Here is a 25878-nt window from a genome sequence, read left to right as displayed (position 1 = left end):
CCGAGCTGATAGCTTCGCAACGTGGTCAGTGATCAAACACGGAAAGCAGTCCTCTCGATGCGTGACGAGCGCGACTGGGGTCAGTTCCACACGGCTGAGAACCTTGCAAAGAGCATCGCTATCGAGGCAGGGGAGCTTCTCGAGTGCTTCCAGTGGGACCCCGATGCCGATGATGCTCGCGTCAAAGAAGAGCTGGCCGATGTGGTCACATACTGCATTCTGTTGGCAGACCGACTTGGTGTCGATCTCGATGCCATCGTGACAGCGAAGCTGGAGTCCACCCGAGCGAAGTACCCCGCCGAGAAAGCGAAAGGTCGGAGCACAAAGTATGACGCCCTTTGAGATCGAGCGACTGAACCTCACGTCGGGCGCGATCTCGGGTTGGGCTGCCGGCAACGAGCGCCTCAGGAACTGGCCGGTCGTCTATGTGCTCGATGGTGCCACCCCGTCTGGGGCTGGCTCCGTCTACGTCGGTGAGACGGTCAACGCCGCTGCGCGAATGCGCCAGCATCTCGCGAACCCCGCCAAGAGCGTTTTCCGGAGCGTGCGCGTTGTCATCGACGACACCTTCAACAAATCGGCGTGTCTCGATCTGGAATCTCATCTCATCCGCTGGCTCGCAGGCGACGGCCAGTTCACCGTGATGAACGGCAACGAGGGCATCATCGATGCTCGGTACTACGAGCGCGACCGATACAGGGAGAGTTTTCGCGACATCTTCGAGAAGCTGCGATCAGAGGGAGTGTTTCAACGCAGCATCCCTGAGATCGAGAACAGTGACCTCTTCAAACTGTCGCCATTCAAAGTGCTCACGCCGGAGCAAGCAATCGCCGTCGAGGACATTGTGGAAGGACTCCTCGCCGACCTCGAGACTGGAGCGTCGTCCGCAAGCGTCATCGAGGGGCAGCCTGGGACGGGCAAGACCATCATCGCGATCTTCCTGATGAAGCTACTCGCGGATATCCGCGACCATAGTGATGCAGATGAAGTCGAGCCAGACTCAATGTTCGCCGATTTCTTCGTCCCCGAGAATCGCGCGCTGCTTGCGGGCCTTCGGATCGGGTTCGTTGTACCTCAGCAGTCTCTCCGCGAGTCGATCAAGCGCGTGTTCAAGAAGACGCCCAAGGTCACGGAGCGGCAGATCCTGACGCCCTTCGACGTTGGGTCATCTGATCAGCCATGGGACCTCCTGATCGTGGACGAGACTCATCGCCTGAACCAGCGGGCGAACCAGTCTTCGGGTGTAAACAACAAGCGGTTCATCACCATCAACGAAAAGTTCTTCGGCGCCGACGACCCGTCGAAGACGCAGCTGGACTGGATCCGCGCCCAGAGTCGGCACCAAATCTATCTGCTCGACGCCGAACAGACCGTGCGCCCGGCTGACTTGCCCCAGAATGTCCTCCGATCGCTCGTTGAGGAGGCCAGATTGACGCATCGCCGGTATCCGCTGTCCACCCAGATGCGCGTGCGCGCGGGCGCCGACTACGTACAGTTCGTTCGAGACGTCCTACGGGGGGAGTCCGGCGCGACCGTGCGACCTGACTTCGGCGACTATGACCTGAGATTCTTCGACAACCTTGCTTCAATGCAGCGTGCGATTGTCGATCGCAACACCGAGCATGGCCTCGCGCGCCTCATCGCAGGCTATGCATGGGAGTGGAAAAGCAATCGCGACAAGGGAGCGTTTGATATCGAACTGGATGGCGTGAGCCTGCGCTGGAATAGCCAAGCGAAGGACTGGATCAATAGTCCGGGATCCATCCATGAGGTGGGCTCAATTCACACCGTCCAGGGTTACGACCTCAACTACGCCGGCGTCATCATCGGCAACGACCTCCGGTACGATCCGCACTCGCGACGGCTCTTCATCGACCGCGGCTCCTATCGCGATGCGAAGGGCAAAGAGAACAACAAGCAACGCGGCATCGCCTACTCCGACGACGACCTGCTCGAGTTCATCCGCAACATCTATGGGGTGCTACTGACCCGCGGGATGCGCGGGACTTACGTGTACGTGTGTGACCCTGCTCTTCGGGAGTACATCGCAGGTGTGATCGGTGGTGATGGCAATGACGGATCGGCGCGAGGCGACTTCCTACGCAAATAGACGGTCCCAGCGGCAGACCCAGCAAACGCCGCGCAATTTCCCCACCCCGACTGCGAAACCGTTGTTGCTCCGCGCGCCTAAGTCTTGATTGGCGCGGAGTCGTTGAGCTTGGGCACCGCCGCTTCACGTTGACTGACGCGAAGCACACGCGATAGCAAAACGGAGGGGGCGACTGGGGGTGGCGTTAGCCCGGTCTGTCATCCCGCTCGGAGGGGACCATAAGAGGCTGGCTGATCAGCTCTGCTGATGAGGAAGGTTTGCATACAGATCGAACCATCGCCGGACGCCCAAGGTGGATTCCCGACCTCCCCACACATCCGCCCGTCCCGTACGATCCTTGACCTCCACTTCGACACAACCGTCCATCGCGGCCGCCACCGCCGATGCACTCACGAAGTAGGACGGGCCTATGTTCTCGTCGGGGTTGAGATCCGAATCCTCGCGCCACATCGCGGTATGGAAGCTGTTCGAAGCATGCAGTATCAGCGAGTCGTTCGAGCGGGTGAAAGAACTCACTTGACGGACTTCCTGCCGGTCGCCGTTGACCGATACTGGCGTGTCACCTGCATCGAGGAGCCGCGAGCGGAGCCTTGTTACGACATCACTGCGGACGGTTCTCCATCTCTCTTCGACGAAGTTGCTCACTGCATCGGGACCGTCGAATGTGGTCACCTCGAGTTCAATATCGGGCGACAGTAGGCCTGTCAATCGCTCGACGACGGGACCTGGGTTCGGGTCGCACACCGTGACCTTGAGGGTCTGCTTGCTTCGAAGGGACTCTCGCAGCAACCCCAGCGTTGTCAGGTCGGTTACTGGCATGGAGTAGCCCATTATGACAAGTTCTTCACTGTCCGCTAGGGCGGTGCTAGCCAGTTGCCACAAGTGCGAAGTCAAAGGTCCACCGTAGAAGACGGACTTGGTCGCGACGGGAGGCACGATGTAGGGTTCTCGACCCGGTAGCCATCGTGACGTATCAAAGCTCCGCTCCTCCTCGACCGCCCCTTCAAAGAGAGGAGTCCTTTCGAGGGTCGCGCCGCTTGAGTCTTCCGGCACCCAGAACCAATTGACTGAACCGTGCAGCTTCAGCAACCTAAAGGATGACCAGGCAATGTTGCGACTGTCCTCTCCAATCGACTTGTCATTTCCGCCCGGCGCGAAGTTGATCACTGTGGGCCAGGGCAAGACCAGCCTCTCGCTGGGGTCGTACAGGGTCCCTCTTCTTGCGGCGATCTCGGTGAGAGTGTCGTAGTTGAAGGTTGCAACCGGCGCTTTGGTTGCGTGCCAGATCTGAACCAGACGCCGGAGCCAATTCGGTAGATCGCCCCTCGTAGCTATGCTGACCTCATCCTGAAGCACTCGTCCGACTTGCCGCACTGCCCGCGAGTAGAGGCCGAGTGACTCGTAGTTTTCGGCGCGGTTTCGATAGGGCTCCGCAGTTGCGACTAGCGACATCCAGGTTTCGAAATCCTCGATCTCGTGGCGCGCGACACGCTCTTTGAGGACGGGATCCGCCTCGTGCACCCGACGACCAAGTTCGTTGAGTAGTGGCATCGAGCCTGAGATCGCGCGGGAAAAGCCAGCACCCAGCAGGTAGGTCGTCGTGGGCCATCCGGAGGGCCAGGGGATGCCATCAGCGGTCATGCTCGCGCGAGTTTCCATGGGGCGAGACTACGGCTTCGTCGCCGCTCAACAGGGCGTCGTGTCGCTGGACCGCTTTTCATCCGTGCGGGAGTCACGACAGATTCCGCAAGCCAAGGACCAATCCTTAGGTCGCCTCACCCTCGCGAATGACGACGTCATGCAGGTCCGTCTATGGAGACACCTGTCGCCAATCCTGTGTCGAGTCCCCGCTGAGGTTGAGCAACGCATCGTGCCCGGTCCATCAGACAGCGGACGGGGCAAGTCGCAAGTGGCCTTGGAAGTCGGGCACCAAGGCTACGCTCGGCACACGAGACACATTCAACGAGTCGGGTCAAGAAGGCAATGGCAGATATCTTGCGTGAGAACGAGTACGCCGCTCTGGGTCGAGTCGCTGTAGCCGCCGCTCGACTAGACGCCGTGATCGAACTGTTTCTGTCGGACGCGATCACTCACGACAGCCAGGTTGGGATCACAGTGGCGAAGGGCCTTCCGTTTGAGCGGAAGACCAGGATGCTCACTGAAATCCTCGCGCTCCGCCTCCCAGAGAGCGAGGATCGGGCTGCTCTGAAGCCCCTCATAGAAGAGGCCGCGAATCTCATGCGTGAGCGAAACACCTACGTTCATGGGCTTTGGCAGTTCGACGCGGATTCAAACCTAGAGGTGAAGAACCGTTTGCGGAAGAACGGCGAGTTTCGAATTCGGTCCGTCAGCGTCGACGACCTCAATCGAACGGCGATCCGTCTCGACGAACTCTCAGCATTGATAGAGGATCTGTACCTCGAGATGCTGGTTGATCTGGGCGCTTTCACTGCCGTCACGGCTGGCGTGTGGCGACGAGTTGCGCCGCACCGCCCGCACGGCTTCGTCCTGGATGGCACAGGGTCAAGCGGCTTGGTAGTGGACTTCTCCAACGTTGAATGAGGATCCGCCTCCGAGCTGTTCGGGGGGACAAGTGCCGCGGTGAGGTGGCTGTTCACTTGCCAGGCAGGTCGCGACCAAACGAGCCAAGGATGCCCCACACTGCTCTTCCAACCCGGCGTGCGTGCGCTGCTTCGACATACGCGTGTCCGACCTCACGGAGCGCCTCGACGGCGCCCGGCACGGCGCCGACTACCGCTCCGGCGAGGAGACTCGGATCTTGAGGGTTTAGCGCGACAGCGACACTCGCTGAGGCGGCCGCTCCGATTGTTGTGATCCCGAATCCAATCCCTGCGCTCCGGACTGCTGTCAGTGCCGGCGACGTCTTGACGGCACGGGTGAGGGTCTGCGTGCTGTGGCTCAGTTCATCGAGGACGATCGAAGCAGCGTCACTGGCTGCCGACTCTGAGTCTGGGAGCTCGCTTACGGACGCGAGCGCTGCCCGAAGATGTGAGCGCCACTCTTGGAACTCGCTCGCGGATGCACGGAGCGCCACAAGAGATTGCAAGGTTGCGTGCGTGAAGCCCGGAAGGGGAATCCGCGCCAGCGTATTCAGTTCAGATACACGACCGTCCGCAGTTTGGTGCCCTGTGAGCAGTTCCCGGTATCCCTCCTCGTGCGCTCGGCTCTGCGCAATCGGGGTTGCTGTCCCTTCGAGAGCGGCAACAACGTTGCCGCTCATCTGCCACGCAGCGGAGGGCCGTTCTGGCCCTTTGCCAGCGATTTGGTCCCACACGCTAAATTCGGCCAACCCACGATATTTCGCCGTGAACAGAATGGAGCCGTCTTCGATTAGTGGGCGCGTCCCGACCAACCACTCGAGATCGCGCCGAATGCTACGTCGAACGAATTCCTCGCTCTCTCTCGCACCTTCCATGCCAATGACTTGGAAGGGTTCCAACCGATGAGAATCTTCAACGACCGTGTCGACGAAGAGGAGAAGCTTGGCGGCAGTCCGGTAGTTGGTCTCCGCTGGCTCGAGGGTCTCACCCCAGATGGGTCGAACGGCACCGGCAAGCAGTGGAGGGAGATTCCGAGGCTCGTACAGGCGCTGGAGGTCAGCTTCCTCGTAGTGAAAGCGCTCAAGATGTTCGAACGGCGCCGACGCTACTCGATCGACTAGCTCGGAACCCAGAGGCTCACCCCACCAGGACTCAATCGTTTCGATTAGGCCAAGAGCCTCCTGTTGCGCGCGCATGTGGCAAACGTACCAATCTGCTTGGTTCTGCTCACGAGATGCTGACTGCATGTGACCGCGGGCCAAATCGCGCGAGGCCTGGTTAGGGCTCCATCTCGAGCGCCCGCAAGAGAGCCACATCAGGGCAAGGCATGGAAGGGGCCGTAGGGAAGCGAGCCCCACGGCCCTTCGCTCCCCGAGTAGCTGAGGTCGTGTCGCAACCAGTCGTCCTTCTCGACACCAACGCATGGCATTTCATCGGCGACGGACGCGGACGCGGACGGCGGCGAGTCGATCAGGAAGGCAGCGAAGGAGTTGAACGCCGCCCTCGCAGCCTGTCCTGCGGTCGGGTACGAATTCTTGCGCGCCCAGAACACAGTGGCAAGGCGACGTCGAATTGACGCGTCGACACGGGGCCAGTGGACTCGGCTCATGCCCGAGGCATACTCTGAAGCACTCGAGGGGACCTCAAGCGCGCATCGGACAGATGTCCATCCTGGCCTACCGGGCGCGTCCACCCTCTACTTGCGGTTGCTGCTATCTGGGAACATCTCGCAGGCCACTCGCGTGAAATGCCCCCACTCCTCCCAGGTGTGCCACGTCCCTGGCTGCTGAACGATCAAGGACGATAGGGAGATCAGGTCCAGGTCGCCGGACGCCGAACGGATCTCGTCATGCATGAGGAGGCGAACTGCCTCCCGGAGAACGCTGACCCTGGCGAGGCGATCGTTGCGCTCTTCCTCGGGCAGGTCCAGTCTGATATCGCGCCCTCGCACGTTCCACAGATGCCATCCGCGCCGCCGCTCTCCGTCGAACCCGCCCATCGCCAGATTCGAGTGCGCCAGGGAGTTGCGGTACTGGTTACCGTCCTCGAGGTGCCGAATTAGCGCGGCGCCCGAAACCCAGGTTTCCGGTAGCAGCCCCCGGATAAAGTTGATCTTGCTGCTGGTGGGCTGCGTCAGCATCGCACGTTGGAGGTTGCCGATGCTTCTAGGGGTGACCCACGCGTCGATGCTAATGCTCATGAAGAACTCGACGTATCCCCAATCCACCATGTAACGACCGATGAAGCGCTCGATCTCGGCCCGTTGCCGCTCTGATTCGACGAGGTCCGTCCGTCGAGTCTCCGACAGGATGATCTGGAACCTGTTCGGCTCCTCCATCAGGGGCTTCCTCTCTACTGTGCTACTGGTCTACATAGGCGCTCGAACCAGCTGGCGGTGCGGCGTTGCCCCCCGCTAGGCGGGCCGTTCAAGAACGTGAAATCCCGTGATCGGCTCAAGCGGCCAGTCGACAGCGAAGACGCGGTTGAAGCTGAGAACAAATCGTGGACTGGTCTGATCGGTGCCCTGCTCGAACATCAGCACGATTTCGCTTGGAGCGGGCTCGGCCGCCGATCGAGCGACGCGGATCGACTTCATCAATGGGCTGAGGGTCAGCCGCTGCGATCGCGGCGCATCTCGTGCGGCCAGCAGTTCCGCCCTCAGCGCCTCTGCGCGTGGCGAGTTCGGCACGACCCGCATCGTGACACATGCAGCGAGGTACGCAGTCTTCACGGCTGCGATGTGGGTCCTCGTGGTATCTGCCTGAGGGTAGGTCATCTCAAACGATCCTCCATTCTGGAGGATCTGATCCACTGCCGCGTCTGCGCTTCCCTGCTGGAAGAGGATGAAGCCTCCCGCCGCGTTCTCACGAACCAGGTACTCGCCGGCGAAACGGCGTCCATGCACTTCGGCGCCTGACAGCTTCACCTTGCCGATGGAGTTCTCGTACCATCCCTGAAGATGTGGCTCGAACTTCGATCCGAACTCGTTGTTGCAGCGCTCACAGGTCAGTGTCAGAACGTTTCCGCCGATTGAGTGCGGCGGTACATGCTCGCGGCTCGACGGGCTCGCCGTGAGGCAGATCGGGCAGGTCCCGAGGTCCATGAACTCGAACGTGACAGGTGTGGCGCGGCAGGTGGTCTCATCACCGCCCGGGCGCGGCATCCGCGCTTCCATCACAGACCCGTCTTGCATTCGAAACGTGGCGCGGCTGAGCTCGGGGACGCCGCGGCCGTCCGCCTTCCCGAAAACACTCTCGATCACGCCACTTGCGTGATTCCCCGCCTGGTCGTCTTCCATCGAAGACGAGCGTATCGACGGCTGTCGACATTGCATTGCAGACGAGGGGTCAGAAGGGCTCGAACGTCCGGCAATCATCAACCCGGATCGCTTAATGAAAAACCGCCGGACAACGCGGGCCTCTTGGTCTGATGCCTTGGCAAGTATCCACTCATTCCCCGGCGATCTGGCGTTCGATCAACTTGAAGTCATGGCCCCCAACCCTCCCCGCGATTCCCAAGCACACCCTGAACGCCTGTCACCGCTGCCAGATCCCAGAACCGCTGCAAACTGTGGGCGATGCGTTCGTTGAGTCGTCGTTAGAACTCCTCTGAGAGTGAGTAGTCCCGGATCATGCGATTGAAGCGGGTCTAACGCACGTAGTCCGGACGCGTTGCGAGACCAATGTTCTGCTAGATCGCCTCACGCAACAGCCGGGCGGCGTGGGCATCGAAACGGCCTATGCGCGGTCGGTTCGTGACGCGGACTTGGCCGTTGAGCCGCGGACCCGGAGTGAGAGCGTATTCGCGGAAGCGGTTGAGCCGTAGCCGGGCTTGCGCGGGGCCTCTGCAATCGGGCAGTTCGTGGGGCGGGAACGGGGCGTGCAGGCCCGAAGCCGTGCGATTGGGTGTCTTTGCGTCGTCTGGCGCTAACATCGGTCGGCGATGGTGTCGCACACTCATGCTCAGTCGTGTCCGAGGTTATCAGTAGACTCTGGTATGAGGTGTGGGAGATGGGAATGATCGTCGTGAGCGAAGTGCCTGGGTCTGACTCGATTGGAGCAATGGCTCCCCAACTGACCCTGGGCCAGCAGCGGACCCTATGGCTCACGCAGGCGGCCTCGCCACCCAACCTGCAGTGTGGGAAGGATGAGATGTTCCCCCGCACGGTCGCCCTGCTTGAGGCGATGTCTTCTGATGGTGCGGTTGAACTGAGCGCTCAGCCAACCATTCAGGGCGCTGAGATGACGCTGACGTGGCGGCAGTACTCCTACGCGCTGCGGGGGATGGGTCTCGTTGAGAATCGGCGCGGAGTTCTCGCCCTCACAGCGGAAGGCGAGAAATTCCGCGCAGACAAGTCACCATCTCGCCTCGCGACTATGATGGCCGGTCGAGTTCGGCTGCTCGCGGAGGCACTCGCTCTGGTGGACGATCGACCACTCACTGTCGACGAGGTCAACGCTGAGCTCGTAGGTGAGTACAACCTCAGTTGGGCGACATCAAGCAACACCCGGCAGCGGCTGACCTGGCTCGAAGTTCTCGGGCTCATTGAGTGGCTTGGGGACAGGAAGCTGACCGCGACGCAGGCAGGACACGAGATCCTTCAGACGTGGGTCTTGGTCACGCCGGCAGCCGTCGTGCTGGAAGACGCAGGCGAAGAGGTGAATCTGCCCGACGCGCCCGCAGAGATCGCAGTGCTGCTTGAGGAATTAGCCGGGAGCGCCGCAGCCCAGGACTCCAGGAACACATACAACATCTGGGTCCCGAGTCCGGCTTCTGATCCAAACAAGATCGAGAACATGCGGATATCGATCTCGGCCGCAGCAGAGCCGATCGAGAAGGAAGAGCTCCTGACGTTCATCGCCGACAGATTCGGGTTGAAGCGGAGCAGCGTTGAGTCAATGATGCCCTTCATGCGAGCCGGAGGCTTCTTGCAGGAAGTACGCCGCGGCGTGTTCGTGGCGACACCTGCGGCGAAGGCGTGGCTGCGGTCAGGCGCTGACATTGACTTCATCCGAATTCTCCACGTCCACATGCGTTTCATCGGTGAGCTGATCCGCGCGGCTCGCGAGAATGTCGCACGAGGCGAGGTGTATCGGGAAGGCGCGCGATACGGCATGAACAAGGAGAAGATTCGGTGGCTGATCGCGTTCATGGTCGATGCTGGTCTGCTCATCGACACGTCCTGGTCGGCAGTGCAAGCTACCCCCGCCGGGCGACGACTTGTCGCACAGCTTCCGCTCGCGGACGTTCCCGACACCAGCGAGACGGAACCCGACCAGTCTTCAACCCCTGACGGACGCTTGCGACCATCGCCGTCTGGGGAAAGTGAACGTCGGTCAGGGCAAATCGCTGAGCAACTTGTACGGACGGCCAGCGATCCAGGCGCCGATGGCAAGGGCTCGGGCGTCGCGTTTGAAACGAGCATCGAAAGCGCGTTCAAACTCCTGGGGTTCAGAGCTCAGCGCATTAGCGGATCCGGCGACACTGACGTATTGGTTCAGTGGTATGACCACGACCGTCAGCTTCGAACGGCGATCGTGGACGCGAAGTCCACTTCATCGGGGCAAATCGCGCACACCAACGTCAGCGATGTCGCGATCACCGCTCACAAGGACAAACACGCGGCTGACTTCGTCGCCATCGTTGCGCCGTCGTTTTCGGGTGACACCATCAAGGAGATGGCTGCGAAGAAGAGCTGGGCACTTGTGACGGCAACCGAGTTGGGTGAGATCGTGACTGCGGCCGAATCTCTTGGGCTCCGCCCTGCAGACGTTGGCGCGCTCTTCGAAACTCCCGATGGGCTGTCACGAGTGGCACACTTGATCGACTCCCGCCAGCGGCAGATTGACATGGTGTCCCTGGTCGTGTCTCGGCTCAGAGATGAAGGGGAGAACGAGGAAGCCGTCTCGCCTCGAGACGTTTCACTCATTGAACGACGCTCTGAACTGGCTCCGAGCATCGAGGAGTTGATTTCAACGTTCGGGCTGCTAGTCACCCTGGACATGGACATAGTGAGGATCGTCGACGCGAATGAGGACTCGAAGCACGAGACCTATCAGATTGGTGACATCCGGCCAGCTGCGAATAGGCTCCGCGCGCTCGCGGTTGCCCTCGAGCGAGGAATGACGCCCAGCACAACCTAGCGGCGCGCGCTGCTTTGCTCGGCTTCGCGCGACAGAGGGGGATAATCCGGTAGCACGGGCGCGGCGACCGGATAGCGGTGGCTCAGCGGGCGCGGACGCGCTGTGTGACTGGATCTACAGTGAGCAGTTACCGTGCCTCATTCGTCCAGAATGTCAAGGAAGGGCTGCGTGACACCCGATGGCTCGGCTAGGTCGTTAGCCGACATGAAGGTTCGCCACGCTTCCCAAGCCGCCCGTGCCAATTTCAAGGCGTCGATTAGGATTTGCGCGGACTGCGGATCATCTCGGAGGCGGTAGCCAATAGTTACATAGCGGCCGCCGGTGGGTGAGTCGCCGTCCTCCCAGATGTACGCGATGCGAACATTCTTGTCTCGACGAAAGTGTTTCCACGTATTCGCGTAGTCGCGACACAACTGGAGGTCCCGGCTCCCGGCCATTGTGGCGTCTACGTTTGCGGCAAGACCAGGTTGATGCGAGAAGGCCTCCGCGAGATGGTATGCGTCGATCATGAAGCTGTTTACGATTGCCCATTGGTCCGTATTGGACTCGATCGTTGCGCCGCCGTAGATCTCGTGAAGACGGGCCAGATACTTAGTGAGCAGGAGCCAGTGGCTCTCCCATTGCCATCCGCCGGTATGGGTTACTGAGACGGTTGCGCTTAGTTCGCTGGTGATCTCGACCCTGCCAGAGACTGAGTGTTCCGTCATGGCACGAGTTTGACAGGGCGTCGATAGCAACACCAGGACTCAGGGGATTGTTGAGCCACAGCTTGCGTGGAGAGCGGGCGCGCTGCCGTCGCTCAACAGTCCACGTTGCCGCGACGACCGTGATCTCGAGCGCCCCGTTCACGCCGACGCCTCACCGCTTCCCTCCGACACGCATCGAGTTTCATGATGCTGTCTGCCGGTACCTCGCCGAAGCGCCCAAGCCTAGGCTCGAACAAGCGATGCGGCAGTCCGTCGAATGAGATCGCTACGGTCGACTTTCTGACATAGTCAACAACCCGAACGCAGACGATCAGCGAAACAAGAACAAGAGCAATGCACGCAGGCACCCGACCGGGCGGGTGTCTGATCGGCACCCTAAATATCCATCCTCCTACACGTGCCTGCATCCACTAAAAAGTCCTGGATAACTGGCAAAAACGGTCGTATCTTGGCGACATGAGAGGTGGCCTTGAACGGTGGAAGAGGGGCGTCGATTCCCGGGGAGTCGACAACGCAATCGACTACGCGCTCAAGGGAACGTGCGACGCCCACCTTCACCGGTCGACGGGCGCCGAGGCGCTCGAGACGTACAGCTCCATCGCTGATGCCGGGGTCTCGCGCTTCGTGGTGACGGACGGCACGATCACTGTCGATGAACTGTCCGCGGGTGCGGTTCGGGTATGGCTGACGGGGCATGACCCGGTGACGGGGGAGGAGCGCGGCCCGCAACGGCTGAGCCCCGACGCCGACCTCGTGCTCGACGGGACGATCAACCATCCGAAGTCGTACAGCATCGCGGCGCTCCTGCACCCCGAGCTCGCCGCCGAGTTCGAGGCGCTGCAGGACCGCCTGCGCGATCGAGTGCTGCTCACATGGCAGACCGAGCTCAACGCGCGTCGCGGGCATGGCGGCAGCATCCGCGAAGACATCACCCGCATCGAGGTCGTCGAGCTGCAGCATCGTCGCTCCCGGGCGCTCGACCCTCACGCCCACCGCCACCTATGGCTCAACGTCAAAGTGCTCGGCGCCGATGGCAAGTGGTCGAACCTCGACTCGCGGGTCGCAATGAAGCTGCACACGGTCATCAACGCCGAAGGCGAGCTCGCTGCCCGCACCGACCCACAGTGGATCACCGTCCTCGCGCGCCACGGATTCACGCTCGACGACGACGGGCAGGTGGCCCAGCTCGCGGGAGCGGTGCGGCCCTTCTCGCGTCGGTCGACGCAGATCGAGGAGAACCGAACGAAGCTGGTTGCGGAGTGGGCGGCGGAGCACCATGGTGCGAGCCCCAGCATCCGGGCCCTGACGCAGATCGACCGCCGAGCATGGGCGATGGCGCGCCCGAACAAGCCGGCCCACCTCGACGAGCAATCCTGGGAGGCGACTGTCCGCGAAGAGCTGGAAGGTATCGATCCGGCACTGATCCGCGAGCGGACTCCGGTCTCGCTCGTTGCGGCATCGACGGAGGCGCTCGACCTGGATCTGTTGTCGGATGCCGCGGTCGTCGATGCCGACGCGCGGTCCACCCGCTGCGGTGGCCGGTTCAGCTCGTTCGATCTCCGCGCCGGCGCCATCCGCGCCCTCTCGCGCAGCGGAGTGGTTGCGCCACGCGGCGCGCTGACCGTAACGATCGACGAGATCACCGACCGAGCGCATCGCAAGTGCATGCGCCTCGTGGGGGACGATGGCATCCCCGGCCACGTGAAGGCGTTCATGGCGACGGAGACGATGCGCCTGAAGATCCGCCTCGCCGCGCGCCTCGACGCTCTCGCCTCGCCTGGGCGCTCACTGCTGCCGGCCGAGTTGCGTCGTGCCGCAGCATTCGTGGAAAACATCGACATCTTGGACGCTTCGCAGCTCGCGGCAGCGGGTGCGATCGCCGGCACGGGTGGGCTCGTGGCCGTCACCGGGCCGGCCGGCGCGGGAAAGACCACGATGCTGCGCCTCGCGCACGCGGGACTGGCACGACAACGGCGGCGGATGCTGGTGGTCGCGCCGACCCGGAAGGCTGCATCGGTCGCCTCCCGTGAGGTCGGTGCAGCGGCGTCGAGCCTGCACGCTCTGCTCGCCGACCACGGCTATCGCTGGGACACGGACCCCGCCGGAGCCCAGATGCGGACGCGGCTGACCCGCGGCGATGCGGACCCGACGACCAGGATCGTCTACGACGGGCCTGTCAAGTTCGTGCTCCGGCGCGGCGATCGGATCGTCGTGGACGAGGCCGGCATGGTCGACCTCCAGACCGCGGCCGCTCTTGTGGATCTCGCCCTCGAGCACGGCGTCGGGGTGGCGATGGTGGGGGATCCGCATCAGGCTCTGCCGGTGGGGCACGCGGGAGCGATGGCAACCGCAGTCCGCTACGCGACAGCATCCGTTGAACTCGACACCGTGCACCGGTTCAGCGATCCCGAATACGCGGCGCTCACCCTGCGCCTGCGCGACCCCCGCGACCGTGACGATGCGCTGAGCGTCGCGGGGGAGTTGCTCGAACGTGGGCACGTCCACCGGGTGGCGAGCACGGAGGAAGCGCGCGACGCGATGGTTGCGGCCTACTTCGAGTGGCACGCGCGCGGGAAGCGAGTGGCGCTGGTCACCGGTGCCAATGAAGAGGCGGACGCGATCAACGATGCCATCCAGCAACGACGCGTGGATGACGGCGAGCTGGACCCCACGACGCTCGTGCTGGGGATGGGGGAGCAGCGCATCCTGGTCGGCGACAGCGTGCAGACGCGCCGCAACGATCCGCGCACCGGTGTCGAGAACCGCGCGCAATGGGTGGTGCACGACGTGTGGGATGACAGCATCGTCCTCACTTCGGTCAGCGACAGTGGTGAGCTCCGTCGCGTGAGTCGCGACTACGCGCTCGACCATCTGCAGCTTGCGTACGCGTCGACGGTGCACGGCATCCAAGGTGAGACGACGGATGCCGCTGTGGTCGGGCCTGATGTCGACGCGGCCGGTCTGTACGTCGGCCTGACCCGTGGGCGGCACCAGAACATCGCCGTGACGATCGCTCGGACCGACCCGGATGCGATCAGCAACATTGGCGCGACGATGATGCGCGGGACGACCGAGCTGACGATCCAGGACGCGATGCGCGCGGCGGAGGCAGAGTTGCGGCGGGCAGCGCGAGAGCGAGAGCTCCGGGCTTCCTCACCTTGGACCACACCGAGCTCGTCGCCTTCGCGCGGCGGACTCTCGCTCTAATCGCCCGCTCGGGGATGTCTGCTTGCTCGCTCGCCGGTATACGCCGGGTATGAAGCGGGAGCGGGCTCAACGACGTCGTTTTCATGTGCGACGTCGTCTATCGAGACGTCGAACCTCGCCCATGAGGCTGGGCGCGACGGGCGTCCGCCGGTCTTCGTGGGCCCCGTCTTTCACAACAACCTCGACGACCGTCGCAAGGGCCTCAGCCATAAACGAACAATTGCAGAACTGGCAAGGGTATTTGCGGGCAACCCGGTTCGGTCCGAAATCGAAGAATGGTTAGAAAGGAATCTATAGGGCCTGATGCCTTTAACGATTCTTGCGTTAAGTCATCAGATGATCGGTGATCGTTCCAACTAGGACTTGATCATTTTGAACAGTGAAGTGCACGCGGCCTTCGGTTGGCGTGATTTTCGTGTGCCACTCGCAGGTGACGGTCGTTCCGTCGACCACGAACTTGCGTTCATCCATAGCGGCCTTGTTCTTATGGGTCGAAGGGCTGTCTAGCGAAGCCGCTACTCCGAGTGATCCGAGTTGTTGTTCGCGCATCCGTGTGTCCACGTGATCTCTCCAGATTCGCGGAGCGTGGTCGTTTAGGACAGCGAGGTGATGGAGAAGAACCGCGGGACTCGTGGAATGAGGCAGGGCATCCTTAGCACGGGTCCATGCGCCTGCCGCAAAGCGGACACGGGGAAAGAGATCTTCTGCATGAACTTCCATCTCGGGCAAGCCCCAAGGCTGACGGCTCAGCCAGGCACGCCATGAGAGCGAAGGATCATCACCAGGCGTTCCAAGAAGTTGACTGGGCGCCGTCGCGCACGCGCTGCACGTCGGATCCGAGGACTCGCCCGGCCACGCACGCAAGTCGGTGGCGAGAGCCAGTTCTGCCTTGGCGTCGGTCGAACCAATATCCGTGGCCAGGCGCGCGACATTCCCCGGGTCACCCCAGAAGGGGCTGTACCCCGCCCCAAAGTGACGCTCGCAGATAGCCCGCGCAGGGTCGGAGGCCGGTGCCGGGCGCGAAACAATACGACCCGTGATTCGGTAAAGGTCGTATTTCGGCAGCCCGTTCACAGGCGGCATGCTTCCCAGAAGCTCCCCGAGCGCGACGAGGGTTTGCAATCCGATGTACTGGTCTCGACGAGCCGTCCAAGCATCGAGGCGTCTCCAGAACTCCAGACTTGAAATACTGTGTTCAGAGGGAATCACGAGTTCGGGGTCGAGAATTGACAGCACCTCATTCGTCATTGCGGCTTGCCGCTCAAGCGCTTGACGTTGGCCTCAAGAATCGCAGAGGTGTCATCGTCTGGCGAGGCTAAGAATCCTGTTGGCCACTCGGACAGATCACCAAACTCGTTGAAGGAGAGTTCCCGCGTTTCGGTGCCCCCCTCTGAGGGCTCAACAAAAACGACTTGTACTTGACCCTTGTCGATTGCCCCCTCGGCGACACGGCGCCTCACGCGCGTAATGAGCGCCTCGCTATGGGTCTCAACGACAACAGTAATGTCACGTCTGGCATTCGCGAGGAAGTCGGCGAGGCGAGCTTGAACGGCCGGATGCAGGTGAAGCTCAGGTTGTTCGACGATGAACAACGATGAGTGTGGTGCCGATAGCATTCCCACGACGAGCGGCAGGGCTTGACTCACACCGACACCGACAGCTGTGAGATCACGCTTTTGACCCGACAGGGTGACTTCCAACCCAACACCCAGCTTGCCATGGTTGCTCGTTGTGATGCTCTCCCCGATGTCCAGGAACCGGAGCCAGTCATCCACCGCTACATCAAGACGCGCTTGGCGTACTTCACCCGTCGGGTCGGTATAGCGCACGACGTTCTCGCGAGATCGAGCCAACACTGCGGCGCTATACTCGCCCCTGGTTCCGACCGGGAGACCACGTGTTAGCTCGTTCCACTGATTCCAAACCACTCGTGGCTCGTCTCTAAGAGGGCCGAGGTACTGCACTCGGTCCGCCAAATCGATGAACTCACGGGAGAGTCCTCGTAGTACAGACAAAGTGGGGCCGAGAGTGTCTTCAAGAAGGGCTTCGAGCAGTCCACGCGGACGTACCGAGGCGCGCCGTACTCGATCGACAAGAGGTACGACCACCTGTGGATTGGCTGCTCGCTGCTCGCTGGCGAAGGAGATCGCGAGCACGCGGGACTGCTCGTCGAGCGAAATCCAAGCGTCGCGAAATCTGTTGGGCGTCCACGACCGATCGAATTGAATTCCACGGAGGCGAGGGTCGATCATGTTCGCCGCCCTCATCGACTCTGTTAGGAGCCGCGAGAACTCACGAAACAGCGTGTAGAAATCGAGTTCGGTTACAGCATCGAGGAGTATACGACTCGGTGCAACTCCACGGACCATCTGGTCGAGTAGCGGCTGGATTGCGCGCCGATATGCCAGCGCAATCTCGTTTGGCCGACGAAGCTGGACGAGGTACTGGGGGAGGATGCCGCTGAACAGGACGTAGCTACGAAGGACTCTTGCGTCCGAGGCGAAGAGCGACTTTGCGTGAACTGCATCGGTGAGTCCCCCCGGTACAGAGTCGAGTGCATCCGAGCTGTCCTGTGATCGCGCCCATTCATGATCCAGCACGAGAGGCACAGTCACTCCCGCGCCTGCAAGATCTGAAGCGACGAGGCGTTGAACGACTAGCGATGCACCGTCCGCGCTAGGAACAAGATGGATCTCCGCTCGAAGCGATCGGCTTTCGTCGTCCGGGTGCTGGTAGTCGCTTAGGCGATAGTCAATTGACAACCCGATCGTCTCACTCGAGGAGTCCGTTCGAACCAGGTCTCCGGCCTCGCCCAGGCGGACCAAAGGCCCGTTTAGTACGACCGCGCCCTCGTGATACAAGCTTTGCGCGCTCATCAGGAGCGATTGGACAATCGAAGATTTGCCGCTGCTATTCACTCCCGCCAGGATCGTGAGCGTACCCGGCTCAAGATTCAGTTCGGCGCGTCGTAACCCCTTGAAGTCTCTGATACTCCAGCGCATCTTGCCCCATCCATCGCCAATGACCTAAGCAAACACTAGCGATTGGACGCTGCATGTCCGGAGACAGTCTGATAGCGCGCGCCGCCATTCGGCTGACCGGCGGCGTCGAGAATCGCGCGCAGTGGATCGTGCGCGGCGTCCGTGCGGAGTTCGTCGACCTTGTGTCGGTTGGCGACAGCGGCGAGTTTGCGGCGAGTGTCTGCCGAGTGCGCGCGGGAGCACTTGCAGCTCGCCTACACGTCGACGGTGCATGGCGTGCAAGGCGACACCGCCGATGCGCCGGTGGTTGGGCCGGATGTAGACGCCGCAGGACTCTACGTCGGCCTCACTCGCGGGCGGGCGCACAACGTCGCGATCGTGGTCGCACGGACGGATTCCGCCGCTCGCCGAGTCGATGCAGTGCGGTACGTCGGAGTTGACGACGCAGGATGCTGTGCGCGCGACTCAGGCAGAGGTGCGGCGCGCGGCGCGGGCGCGGGACCTGGCGGCAATGGCAACCGGGCCGGTAGTCGGGGCGCCGACTGCGGGGCGTGGGATGGGGATGTAGCGGCGTTCGATCGGCGGGCGATCAGCGGGCAGGTCCTCGGCCGGGCTATTCGGACGTAGCGGGAGACGACCTCAGGCTCCCTCGCGAAGTCCTTGCGTGATCTGATGAACGACCGGCTTCTGGGCGTTGACCAACCGCGATAGGCGGGCCACTGATTGCCCTCGCGCCTGCGACATAGGAGGTGTCGCTCAGCTCAATGGCGGGGCAGCTCCCGCAGTGGTGCCACCGGTCCGGCGACTCCGCTCGCATCTGTCGGACCGCCGGCGACTCCTTGGCTTCACGATTCGAGAGAAGATCACCCAGCCCGAACAGGTCGGCGCTTCCGAAGATCTTCTCCGTCCGAGGTGGCGACTGGCTGAACCGTCATTCCGGGCGCACGCGATGTGTGGCGATACGGTCGTCTCAAAGGCATGGAGGGCCACATGTACTTCAGCGAGCATTACGGAATAGCGGTTGACGACGAGACGGAATGGTTCGATCCATTGCTGGACATCGACACCCCGCTCTTTGTCGATCCGTTCCTCGTTTACGCGGAAGAGGAGGGGTTCTGGGAAGGGAGCGCCGACATCATCGCGGGGCATTTTGAGAGAGGGTTCACGATCCTTGCAGGGCACCACGAGTCGCCCGCATCGCTTCAGTACAAGAAGACGGTGGACCTCATGAAGTTTCCCGAGCCAGGAGAGTTCGGCCTCGGCGTGACTGCCAAATCTACTGACGGATCCGGCGGAGGCTCAGGTCTTGCCCGGCAGATAGTGCGGGCGATGAGCATCGCCATTGAACGAGGTTTACAAGATCTACGCCGTTTCGAGGAACTGGGGGTGCTCGTCGAGAGGATAGGGCGGGACCGAATATCCGACATCACGTGCAACATCCTGAAGTACCGCTTCATTGAGTACACCCAACAAGTAGCTCGGGATAACGCAATTCCGATGAGTGAGTTCCGGGTGAAGAATGCTGGATTCGATGAGCTCAGAAAACGGTGGGAGCCTAAGCGCGTACAACTCCCTGCGAACCCGCTCAACGGGAAGCCAGTCCTCCTCACTCCGAAACGGTTCCTGCGCGAACTTCCGACGCTCAACGCCGACGACTGGTGGGAGTATGTGGAGCCCGGGCTGCGCGATGATCTCAATCTAGATATCGGAGCGCGGCTTCGTAAGGCGGACATAGTAGCGCTCGCCCGTCAGCACACCGACCTTGTTCGCGCTTGGACAGAAGCCCGCGCAGAGCAAGCCCCGGAGCCATATGACGTGAATCGAGACCCAGAAGGGTTGCACGATGCTGAGCGCCGAGCGCGCGGGATCGTAGATCAGCTGGATATCCCGTCGGCGCCCGACGGCGCGGAGAGCCTGACAGTGTTCATAAAGAACGTCACGGCAGAGTTCAAGCACTACGTCGAAGAAGAGGGTGGCTGGCCCCTTCTCTACAACGAAAAGAGCCTGCGGCCGAAGCGCGAAGCGGCAGTTCAGCAGCTCTATAAAGCAGTCGTGAAGATCGCAGGAGTTGCGCGGGGAGTACACATTGATCGGGAGGTTGAATTCGGGCGTGGCCCCGTCGATTTCGTATTCACCGAAGGACCAACGCGCTTTCTCCTCGAGATCAAGAAGTTGCGAAACGGGAAGTTCTGGAATGGTTTGAGAGACCAACTGACCTCTTACATGGAGAGCGCCGAGTGCGACAACGGCTGGTTCTTAGCTGTGCGATACGCAGACACACCGACTGAGAGAGCTCGCACCCAGGCGCTACCGCAAGCGGTTCAAGACTTGCGCGCTGATACCGGTCTGAACGTTCACTTCACCCTCGTAGATGCTCGCCCCAAGCAGTCAGCCAGCAATCTGGATGGCGTCACGGACGGCACATACGTCGGTGCAGAAGACGATGAGGACGGCCTGGACTAGAGACCTTCCCGGGATGCGTACTCTTCAGCGCTCACAAAGTCGGGGTCGCCAAGACTAGTGTCGCGTGACTGTTGGGCCATGTTCAGGTATGCCTCGAGCCGGGCGACGTGCCCTGCCTCGTCAAGTAGAGTCACGGTTTCGGTGAACAGGTCGGCAACCGCCGGCTCGTGCGCGAGCCGCGCATGCAGCTCGAATGCGAACATGTAAGCCACGCTGATCAGCGCTGACCCGCGCCCCGTCTCCAACTGCTTGTCATCAAGCTGAAGGAGCCGAAGAATGTCTCTTGCACCTGAGCGCCGGGTTCTCAGGCCCAAGTGCGAGAACTCGTTCACGGCCCTCACCAGTACCGCCAGCCGACCCCATCCTGCGTAGGAGACCCAACGGGACGACGGGGTGCGAGCATTCTCCTCCAGTCGCAAGGCTCGCTCCTTCTTTAGACGATGAACGCGGAGCCTAGCCGTCTGCTCGAGAAGAACCCGAACACATCCCATCGAATAGTCAGAGTCCTCCAGCCACAAATGAGCCGCACCGTCGACCGCATGCGCAGCAGTCGAGAGGGCATCTCGCTCGGGGCCTTCGGCGTTGTCGGCGAGTATTCGGCCCGTCTCGGCAATCGCGATAAAGCGAAACATCTTGGACGCCAGCAGCCCAGGATCGAAGTCATCGCCAAGTTGGCGCTTCTCCTCCTCGAAAGCAAGCCGAGCGCGCTCCACCGCTCGTCCCCGACGTTCCAGCAGCGCCTCAAACGCCATGGCTGGGCTGAATCGAGTCAACAGATCGCCCGAGTCATCCGCGACCTTCTCACGGTAGATCGCGGCGACTTGCACCCATTGTTCCGACCTAACCCGGTTCGCCTCGTAGTACTCCAGCGGAAGGAAGGCGTCGGTGAGGCGAAAGGGTTCTGGGACAGACGAGATTCTCGGGGGACGACATTGAAATACCGCGATCGTCTCGTTCAACCCCTCGGATTCAGCCATGGTCGAGAGGGCACCCCTTACCTGACGGAGGCTGAGCTCGACTATCTGGCAGACAGCGGCATGCGGGTGGACGCTTCTGGCTAGGTCGGAGGTGATCGGCACTGCCGCCCGTTCACCAAAGGCCTCCGTGCCTGCTCGCCCATGGAGCAACTCAGAGAGGTAAGCCCACCAACGACCCGCGTCACGAGGAATCGACTCGTGTGGATACGAGGACCAAACACGCGAAATGAAGTCCTCGTCTTGCTCACCGTCGGTGCGCTCAAGGTCAAACTCGTTCGCGACGTTCAACGTCCAGCGCTCAAGAAGGGTTCGGGCGATCAGGGCCGCCGGAACCGTCATACCGGCACGTAGGTACCAGAGCGCCATCACCCCATCGTCGATGGCTTGGTAAATGGCTCGGGGCCACGTATCGCCCCCCGAAAGCGGATCCCAGTCGGCTCCAAAACGGATTCGCAGCCGGTCGGCCGCAGGTACCAGATGCGCAACACCCCACCCTTCAGAGGGAAGCAGTGCAGGAGTGTCCGCGACCTGGGACCTTCTGCGAAGGCCGAAGCTAAACAACGCAGGGGCGAATGCCTCAGGCCGCTTCAGCGCCAGCCACCGCAGGCTCACAAGTCGGGGCGAGATCACCGAAATGATCTCCTGCAACCCGTCGATCGCGGCGCTTTTGGGCGGCATCTCCACGCCGCCAATGGTTGCGTCGAGGTCGATGATCCTCATATCCATAGGCCGAGGGTGGCACACGTTCGATCATCGCTGGGCTCCACAGGACGACTGCCTACGATCAAACGGAGGGCTATTGTCGATTGAGTCGATACATGGCCTTCTCAGAACCGAATCCTAAACCGTGGGCACCTCCTGTACTCAGCGAAGAGGTGGGAACGTTGCACTCCCCAGATCGTGAGCCCACTGAATCAGGATTCCTTATCCGAGAAGACGTCACGTAGGAGTTTCCGTAAAAAGGTTACGGGCGGCACCCTGTGCGCGGCTCGACTAGATGGTCACCAAATCGCAGCGATCGATCCACCGGGCGAGGATGCTCAGCGTTGCGAGTTGTTCTAGGGCTTCCTGCCTTGGCAGGTCATCGGTTGAGTGGGAGGCAGGATTGCGCACCGCCGCGAATACCCCACGCGCCATGTAGAGGATGCCCTCACGCATCGACTTCACGGTGAGGTCGTCATCATTTCCCGGCCAACGCAGGCGCGGCCTGTCCTGCTGGGGAGGATCGAGCGAGAAGGCCTGCAGAATGAGCTGGCTGTCTCCGAGCTCATAGCGGCCAGTCTGATCCTTCACAAGCCCACTCAGCGCAGTAGCGGCCCTCTGAACAGCGTCGGAGTAGTGGCCCGACTCCCAACGCCCCGAGGCGGCTCCCCAGATCATTGGGTGCAGGGCATCGGCTTTCATCGAGGGAGCAGCAGAGCCGAGTTTCGCCTTGGTTTCCGCCTGCGTACGAATCCGACCTCTCGCACGGGCGGCCATATCAATGCCCTCCTGAACTTCCACCTCGTCATCATTCGCCACGATGAGGAGCGAAGGGAGTCGCGATAGACCCAAGGCCCGTTGGACTACATGCGCAGTCTGATCCTCACGCTCGCGCAGGGCGTCCACTGCTGGGGTGTAGCGGCCCGCCCACGGCGTCAGATCATTGCCATATGCGCCCCGTTCGCGGGTGAGCGAAGCGTCAGCGATCCAGCTATCCAGAACTCCAAGTGCCCATTCTTCGTCCACCCCCGAAGAATAGCGAAACTCCGCCTAGGGCAACCGAAGTCACCCGGAGTCCGTATCGACCCCGGGCACCATTCATGCTTGTGGTGCGCGTAGACGATATGCGATTGCCACTCCCACGGCGGCGAGGATAAAGCAGCCAACGGATACCGCGCAACAGCAGTCATGCCGCTTGGCACCGCAAACTGTCCGTCGATCGGATCGAGGCCTCCGCCGTTAATCACTTCCATGTACTCCAATTGCTTAATGGGGAGCGCCCGTTTTGAGCGCGAGCAGCAGATCGAGCGCTTCGGCGTCGCGCACCTCCCCGACGATCAGCCGGTCGGGCCGCATCCGAAGCGTCTCTTTGACGAGTCTTCGCCGCGGCGTCTCGCCCGTCTGGTGCAGCGCCAAATTGGAGGGCGCCGTGTTCATTTTGCGCAGTAGTATCAGCGGCGCCGTCGCTTCAGGAGCCTGGCCGCTGATTTCTCACCCGCCCGCAACACGGCCAACCAGGTCATCAGCGGAGCTCGAACTATGCGCTTCAATACGATGGTGGCTTCCGACGTCGGGTTTGTATCCGCAACACTCAGTCTTCGTCCCCCCCGCTTGGCGCTACTTATTCCAGACGATCTGCGGTGGCGTGATTGGGCCATGCGAGCGCTGGCAATCGCGGGGGAGTACTGGGGTGGGTCGGGCTGGATACTCGTCCCGTATGACCGCGATTCCGGTGCCCCATCGCACGCACTCGCTGAGTTGGTCCGCGCGTATGATCCCGACCACGTGGTCGCACTGCGACTGCCGTTGGCCGATTGGGAGGAGTTGTACCCCGGTCAGATCGAAATTCGCGGAGTTGCGGGGGAGGCCAACCGCCTCGAGATGATTCGCACCACGAATCTGTCGCATGTCGACCACGCTGCAAGCAGCGCGCGCACGGTAGTGGCTAGTTGGTGCTCGCCGCTCCGTATGGCTCGGATACGCGGTGAACTCGGACCGTCGGCGGAGGTAGTGCGATTCATAGAGCGCTTAGATCCAGCGCGTCCGGAAAGGGGCCCGATCGCACCCGCACCCGCTGGAAGGCCGAGCTCTACGATGGTCGCCTCTCAAGACTGGCGATCCGATGTGGGTCTTCTAGCTGCGCTCCGGCTCGGCGTGACGAACGACTTCGGACCGAGGCAAGAACCGTCAACGGAGGCGTTGGGATGGCTTATCGGCTTGAAAGACACCGATGCGCCGGCCGACCTCTCCGCAGGCGACGATGGAGACGCCAGCGTCTACTGGGCCGAGCAACGCCTTGCCCGAGTTAGCAGAGGGTTCGCAGATGACGGCGGCGTCATCGTGGTCGGTGACACAGTCGAGGACTTCGCGCTTGCGCTCGCTTACGATCGGTTGCTGGGTGGCGCGAGCTGGCTGACGACGGACCTCCTCGACGACCGGAGTACCTGGACAAAGCAGATTCACCCCGCAACCGAATTGTTGAGTTCGATGCTGGAGAATCAGGCGCGACGACTTGCCATCACCTCCGCTTCGAAGGACGAGGCCTACATCCGACAGCTCTGCGACCGACTGCGAACGCATGAATATGACCTCATCATCGACCCGTCCGGCCGTGAGCAGATGGAGACACTCGATCGAGAAACGGTGTGGCCGGGACGACCATCGCTGAGCAGTGGCCTGACGACGCTCTATGTTGACGAGCACGTCGGCCTAACGGTCTCGCTCCCGGTGTCTATCGAACCGGACGGTTCGCAGGTAGCTCTCCTCGGCATGGAGGGTCCTGTTCCTTCGAACCTGCTATTCCCAACCTCCAGCGGACAGGTGCCGTATTGGTATGTCGACGTCGCGATCAGGGGAAGCCTGACCCCCAAGGCACGGGATGCCCCGACCAGCGCGATCTCAGTACAGGACGGTCCGTTCCCCGAGGTGAACATCCGGGCAAGTGGGGACGGGCTGAGCTACAGCCCGAGGTCAATGGGATTCGTGGCTTCGGGCTCCTTGCTTACCTCACGCGTGGGCCGGCCACGAATCAAGTCGCCTTCTCTGTTGGCTTGGGTCCGCGCTATGGCGACACGCGAGGGAATGGACGTCAGGTTCTCGGACGCCGGTCGTCGGGCCGAGCTGGTTCGTTCGCGCTTGGGAACTAGGCAAGACCTTCTCGACTTCGCAACCCCGGCGCGCATGTCGATGCTTCGGGCTTTCGTGCCTCTCGAGCGACGCCCGAGACCGTCGGAACGAGATCCCGAAGTAGTCGTGCTCGGCGTAGATCCCTACCTGTCATTTCGCGCGATGGAAGACCGCCTGATCGACGCTTCAACCAGTCAAGTCCTCGATCTGGTCGATCGATTGACACAGGCTCGCCTGCTCCGGAGAGGACTGGTGCTGGGGTGCGAGGAGTGTGGACGACCCTCCTTTGTCTATGCCGAACGGCTGGGTCCAACCTACGAGTGCACGCAATGCGCGGCAGCTAATCCGCTTGTGTCTTCTAGCTGGAAGCGCTCGTCCGCGGAGCCAAAGTGGTTCTACGACCTTCACCCCAACTTTCGCGAGCTCTTGGAGACAAACGGCGACGTCGTACAGGCGGCATCGTCAAGGCTCCGTGGGGAAAGCCGAACATACGTGGATCTGTCCGAGGTTGAATTCATAGATGTTGAGACCCAGATGCCCGTCGCTGAAATCGATGTTCTAGCGTGCGCGGACGACCGGGTTCTGGTGGTCGAGGCGAAGATCAATGGGAAGTTCGGTCCAAAGCTCCGAGGTCCCCAGACCACAAAGCTGTTGCGAGTCGCGTCCATCCTGCGTGCTGACTCGATCGTGTTGGCAACTACCGCCCCGGCCTGGAGCCCGCAGGACGTGGCACACGTCAAGCGCGAGGCAACAAGGGCGATGCCCTTCCCTCTAGAAGTCCAGGTGATTGAGTCCCTTGGAACCCACGACAGTGCACCGGAAGCCCCCGAGAATGCCGCGGGCGGTTAGCTTAGACTCGGTCGTCGCTCGAACCTGCTATCGCTGAGACGGGAAGCAGACG

At 61.7% G+C, this 25878-nt stretch carries 16 protein-coding genes and 1 pseudogene; 8 read left to right on the top strand and 9 right to left on the bottom strand.

Annotation, left to right across the window (positions count from 1 at the left end; translation table 11 throughout):
- Positions 1–57 precede the first annotated feature (57 nt).
- A complete protein-coding gene (locus tag ASD65_RS06295) occupies positions 58–342 on the top strand; it encodes a nucleotide pyrophosphohydrolase (protein ID WP_056219980.1) in 285 nt (94 codons plus the stop codon).
- The gene (locus tag ASD65_RS06290; RefSeq protein WP_056219978.1) at positions 329–2110 is read left to right on the top strand and encodes a DUF2075 domain-containing protein; all 1782 of its coding nucleotides are present in this window, start codon (positions 329–331) and stop codon (positions 2108–2110) included. Before ASD65_RS06295 ends, ASD65_RS06290 begins: the two co-directional genes overlap by 14 nt.
- Positions 2111–2344: 234 nt before the next feature.
- Here ASD65_RS06290 and ASD65_RS18950 read toward each other — a convergent pair whose 3' ends face one another.
- Entirely contained in the window at positions 2345–3751 is a 1407-nt protein-coding gene (locus ASD65_RS18950) for a hypothetical protein (RefSeq protein WP_156378796.1), read from the bottom strand.
- A gap of 342 nt (positions 3752–4093) precedes the next feature.
- Here ASD65_RS18950 and ASD65_RS06280 point away from each other — a divergent pair, with 342 nt between their 5' ends.
- On the top strand, positions 4094–4672 hold the full coding sequence (locus ASD65_RS06280; RefSeq protein WP_056219972.1) for a hypothetical protein: 579 nt from the start codon (positions 4094–4096) through the stop codon (positions 4670–4672).
- Between the two features lie 901 nt (positions 4673–5573).
- Complete coding sequence (locus ASD65_RS06275) at positions 5574–5792, top strand: hypothetical protein (protein WP_056219969.1); 219 nt, start codon at positions 5574–5576, stop codon at positions 5790–5792.
- A 575-nt stretch (positions 5793–6367) separates the two neighbouring features.
- Here ASD65_RS06275 and ASD65_RS06265 read toward each other — a convergent pair.
- Entirely contained in the window at positions 6368–7009 is a 642-nt protein-coding gene (locus ASD65_RS06265) for a hypothetical protein (RefSeq protein ID WP_056219962.1), read from the bottom strand.
- Positions 7010–7084: 75 nt separating this feature from the next.
- Entirely contained in the window at positions 7085–7969 is an 885-nt protein-coding gene (locus tag ASD65_RS06260; protein ID WP_162248468.1) for an HNH endonuclease, read from the bottom strand.
- A 670-nt stretch (positions 7970–8639) separates the two neighbouring features.
- On the opposite strand from ASD65_RS06260, the gene ASD65_RS06255 reads away from it, so the two are divergent.
- Positions 8640–10814: a restriction endonuclease gene (locus ASD65_RS06255; RefSeq protein ID WP_235566615.1), complete on the top strand. Its 2175-nt coding sequence runs from the start codon at positions 8640–8642 to the stop codon at positions 10812–10814.
- Between the two features lie 137 nt (positions 10815–10951).
- Here the strand turns inward: ASD65_RS06255 and ASD65_RS06250 are convergent, their stop codons facing one another.
- The gene (locus ASD65_RS06250) at positions 10952–11521 is read right to left on the bottom strand and encodes a hypothetical protein (protein WP_056219953.1); all 570 of its coding nucleotides are present in this window, start codon (positions 11519–11521) and stop codon (positions 10952–10954) included.
- A gap of 456 nt (positions 11522–11977) precedes the next feature.
- Between ASD65_RS06250 and ASD65_RS06245 the strand changes: the two genes are divergently transcribed.
- Complete coding sequence (locus ASD65_RS06245; RefSeq protein WP_056219950.1) at positions 11978–14728, top strand: AAA family ATPase; 2751 nt, start codon at positions 11978–11980, stop codon at positions 14726–14728.
- 324 nt (positions 14729–15052) lie between these two features.
- On the opposite strand, the gene ASD65_RS18945 is transcribed toward ASD65_RS06245, so the two are convergent.
- Together ASD65_RS18945 and ASD65_RS18715 are read right to left on the bottom strand one after the other, a co-directional pair.
- Positions 15053–15976 (bottom strand): hypothetical protein, encoded by a 924-nt coding sequence (locus ASD65_RS18945; protein WP_156378795.1) that lies wholly within the window; start codon positions 15974–15976, stop codon positions 15053–15055.
- A complete protein-coding gene (locus ASD65_RS18715) occupies positions 15973–17730 on the bottom strand; it encodes an AAA family ATPase (protein WP_082561596.1) in 1758 nt (585 codons plus the stop codon). Before ASD65_RS18715 ends, ASD65_RS18945 begins: the two co-directional genes overlap by 4 nt.
- A gap of 969 nt (positions 17731–18699) precedes the next feature.
- Here ASD65_RS18715 and ASD65_RS06235 point away from each other — a divergent pair.
- The gene (locus ASD65_RS06235; RefSeq protein ID WP_056219946.1) at positions 18700–20172 is read left to right on the top strand and encodes a hypothetical protein; all 1473 of its coding nucleotides are present in this window, start codon (positions 18700–18702) and stop codon (positions 20170–20172) included.
- On the opposite strand, the gene ASD65_RS06230 is transcribed toward ASD65_RS06235, so the two are convergent.
- The 3 genes and pseudogenes from ASD65_RS06230 to ASD65_RS18710 all read right to left on the bottom strand — a co-directional run.
- Entirely contained in the window at positions 20169–21875 is a 1707-nt protein-coding gene (locus ASD65_RS06230) for a hypothetical protein (protein ID WP_056219943.1), read from the bottom strand. The genes ASD65_RS06235 and ASD65_RS06230 overlap by 4 nt on opposite strands.
- 267 nt (positions 21876–22142) lie before the next feature.
- Positions 22143–22877, bottom strand: a complete 735-nt coding sequence (locus ASD65_RS06225; RefSeq protein ID WP_082561595.1) for a TIGR02391 family protein — start codon at positions 22875–22877, stop codon at positions 22143–22145.
- 246 nt (positions 22878–23123) lie between these two features.
- A pseudogene (locus ASD65_RS18710) lies at positions 23124–23261 on the bottom strand (ATPase, T2SS/T4P/T4SS family); the annotation flags it as partial.
- A gap of 684 nt (positions 23262–23945) precedes the next feature.
- Between ASD65_RS18710 and ASD65_RS06220 the strand changes: the two are divergent.
- Positions 23946–25826 carry a hypothetical protein gene (locus ASD65_RS06220; protein WP_056219940.1) on the top strand — a complete coding sequence of 627 codons (1881 nt, stop codon included), beginning with the start codon at positions 23946–23948 and terminating at the stop codon, positions 25824–25826.
- Positions 25827–25878: the final 52 nt, after the last annotated feature.

The sequence above is a fragment of the Microbacterium sp. Root61 genome, from assembly GCF_001427525.1.
Lineage (GTDB): Bacteria > Actinomycetota > Actinomycetes > Actinomycetales > Microbacteriaceae > Microbacterium.
Note: the sequence above shows the minus strand (reverse complement) of the source record. Positions and strands in the feature narration are given on the sequence as shown.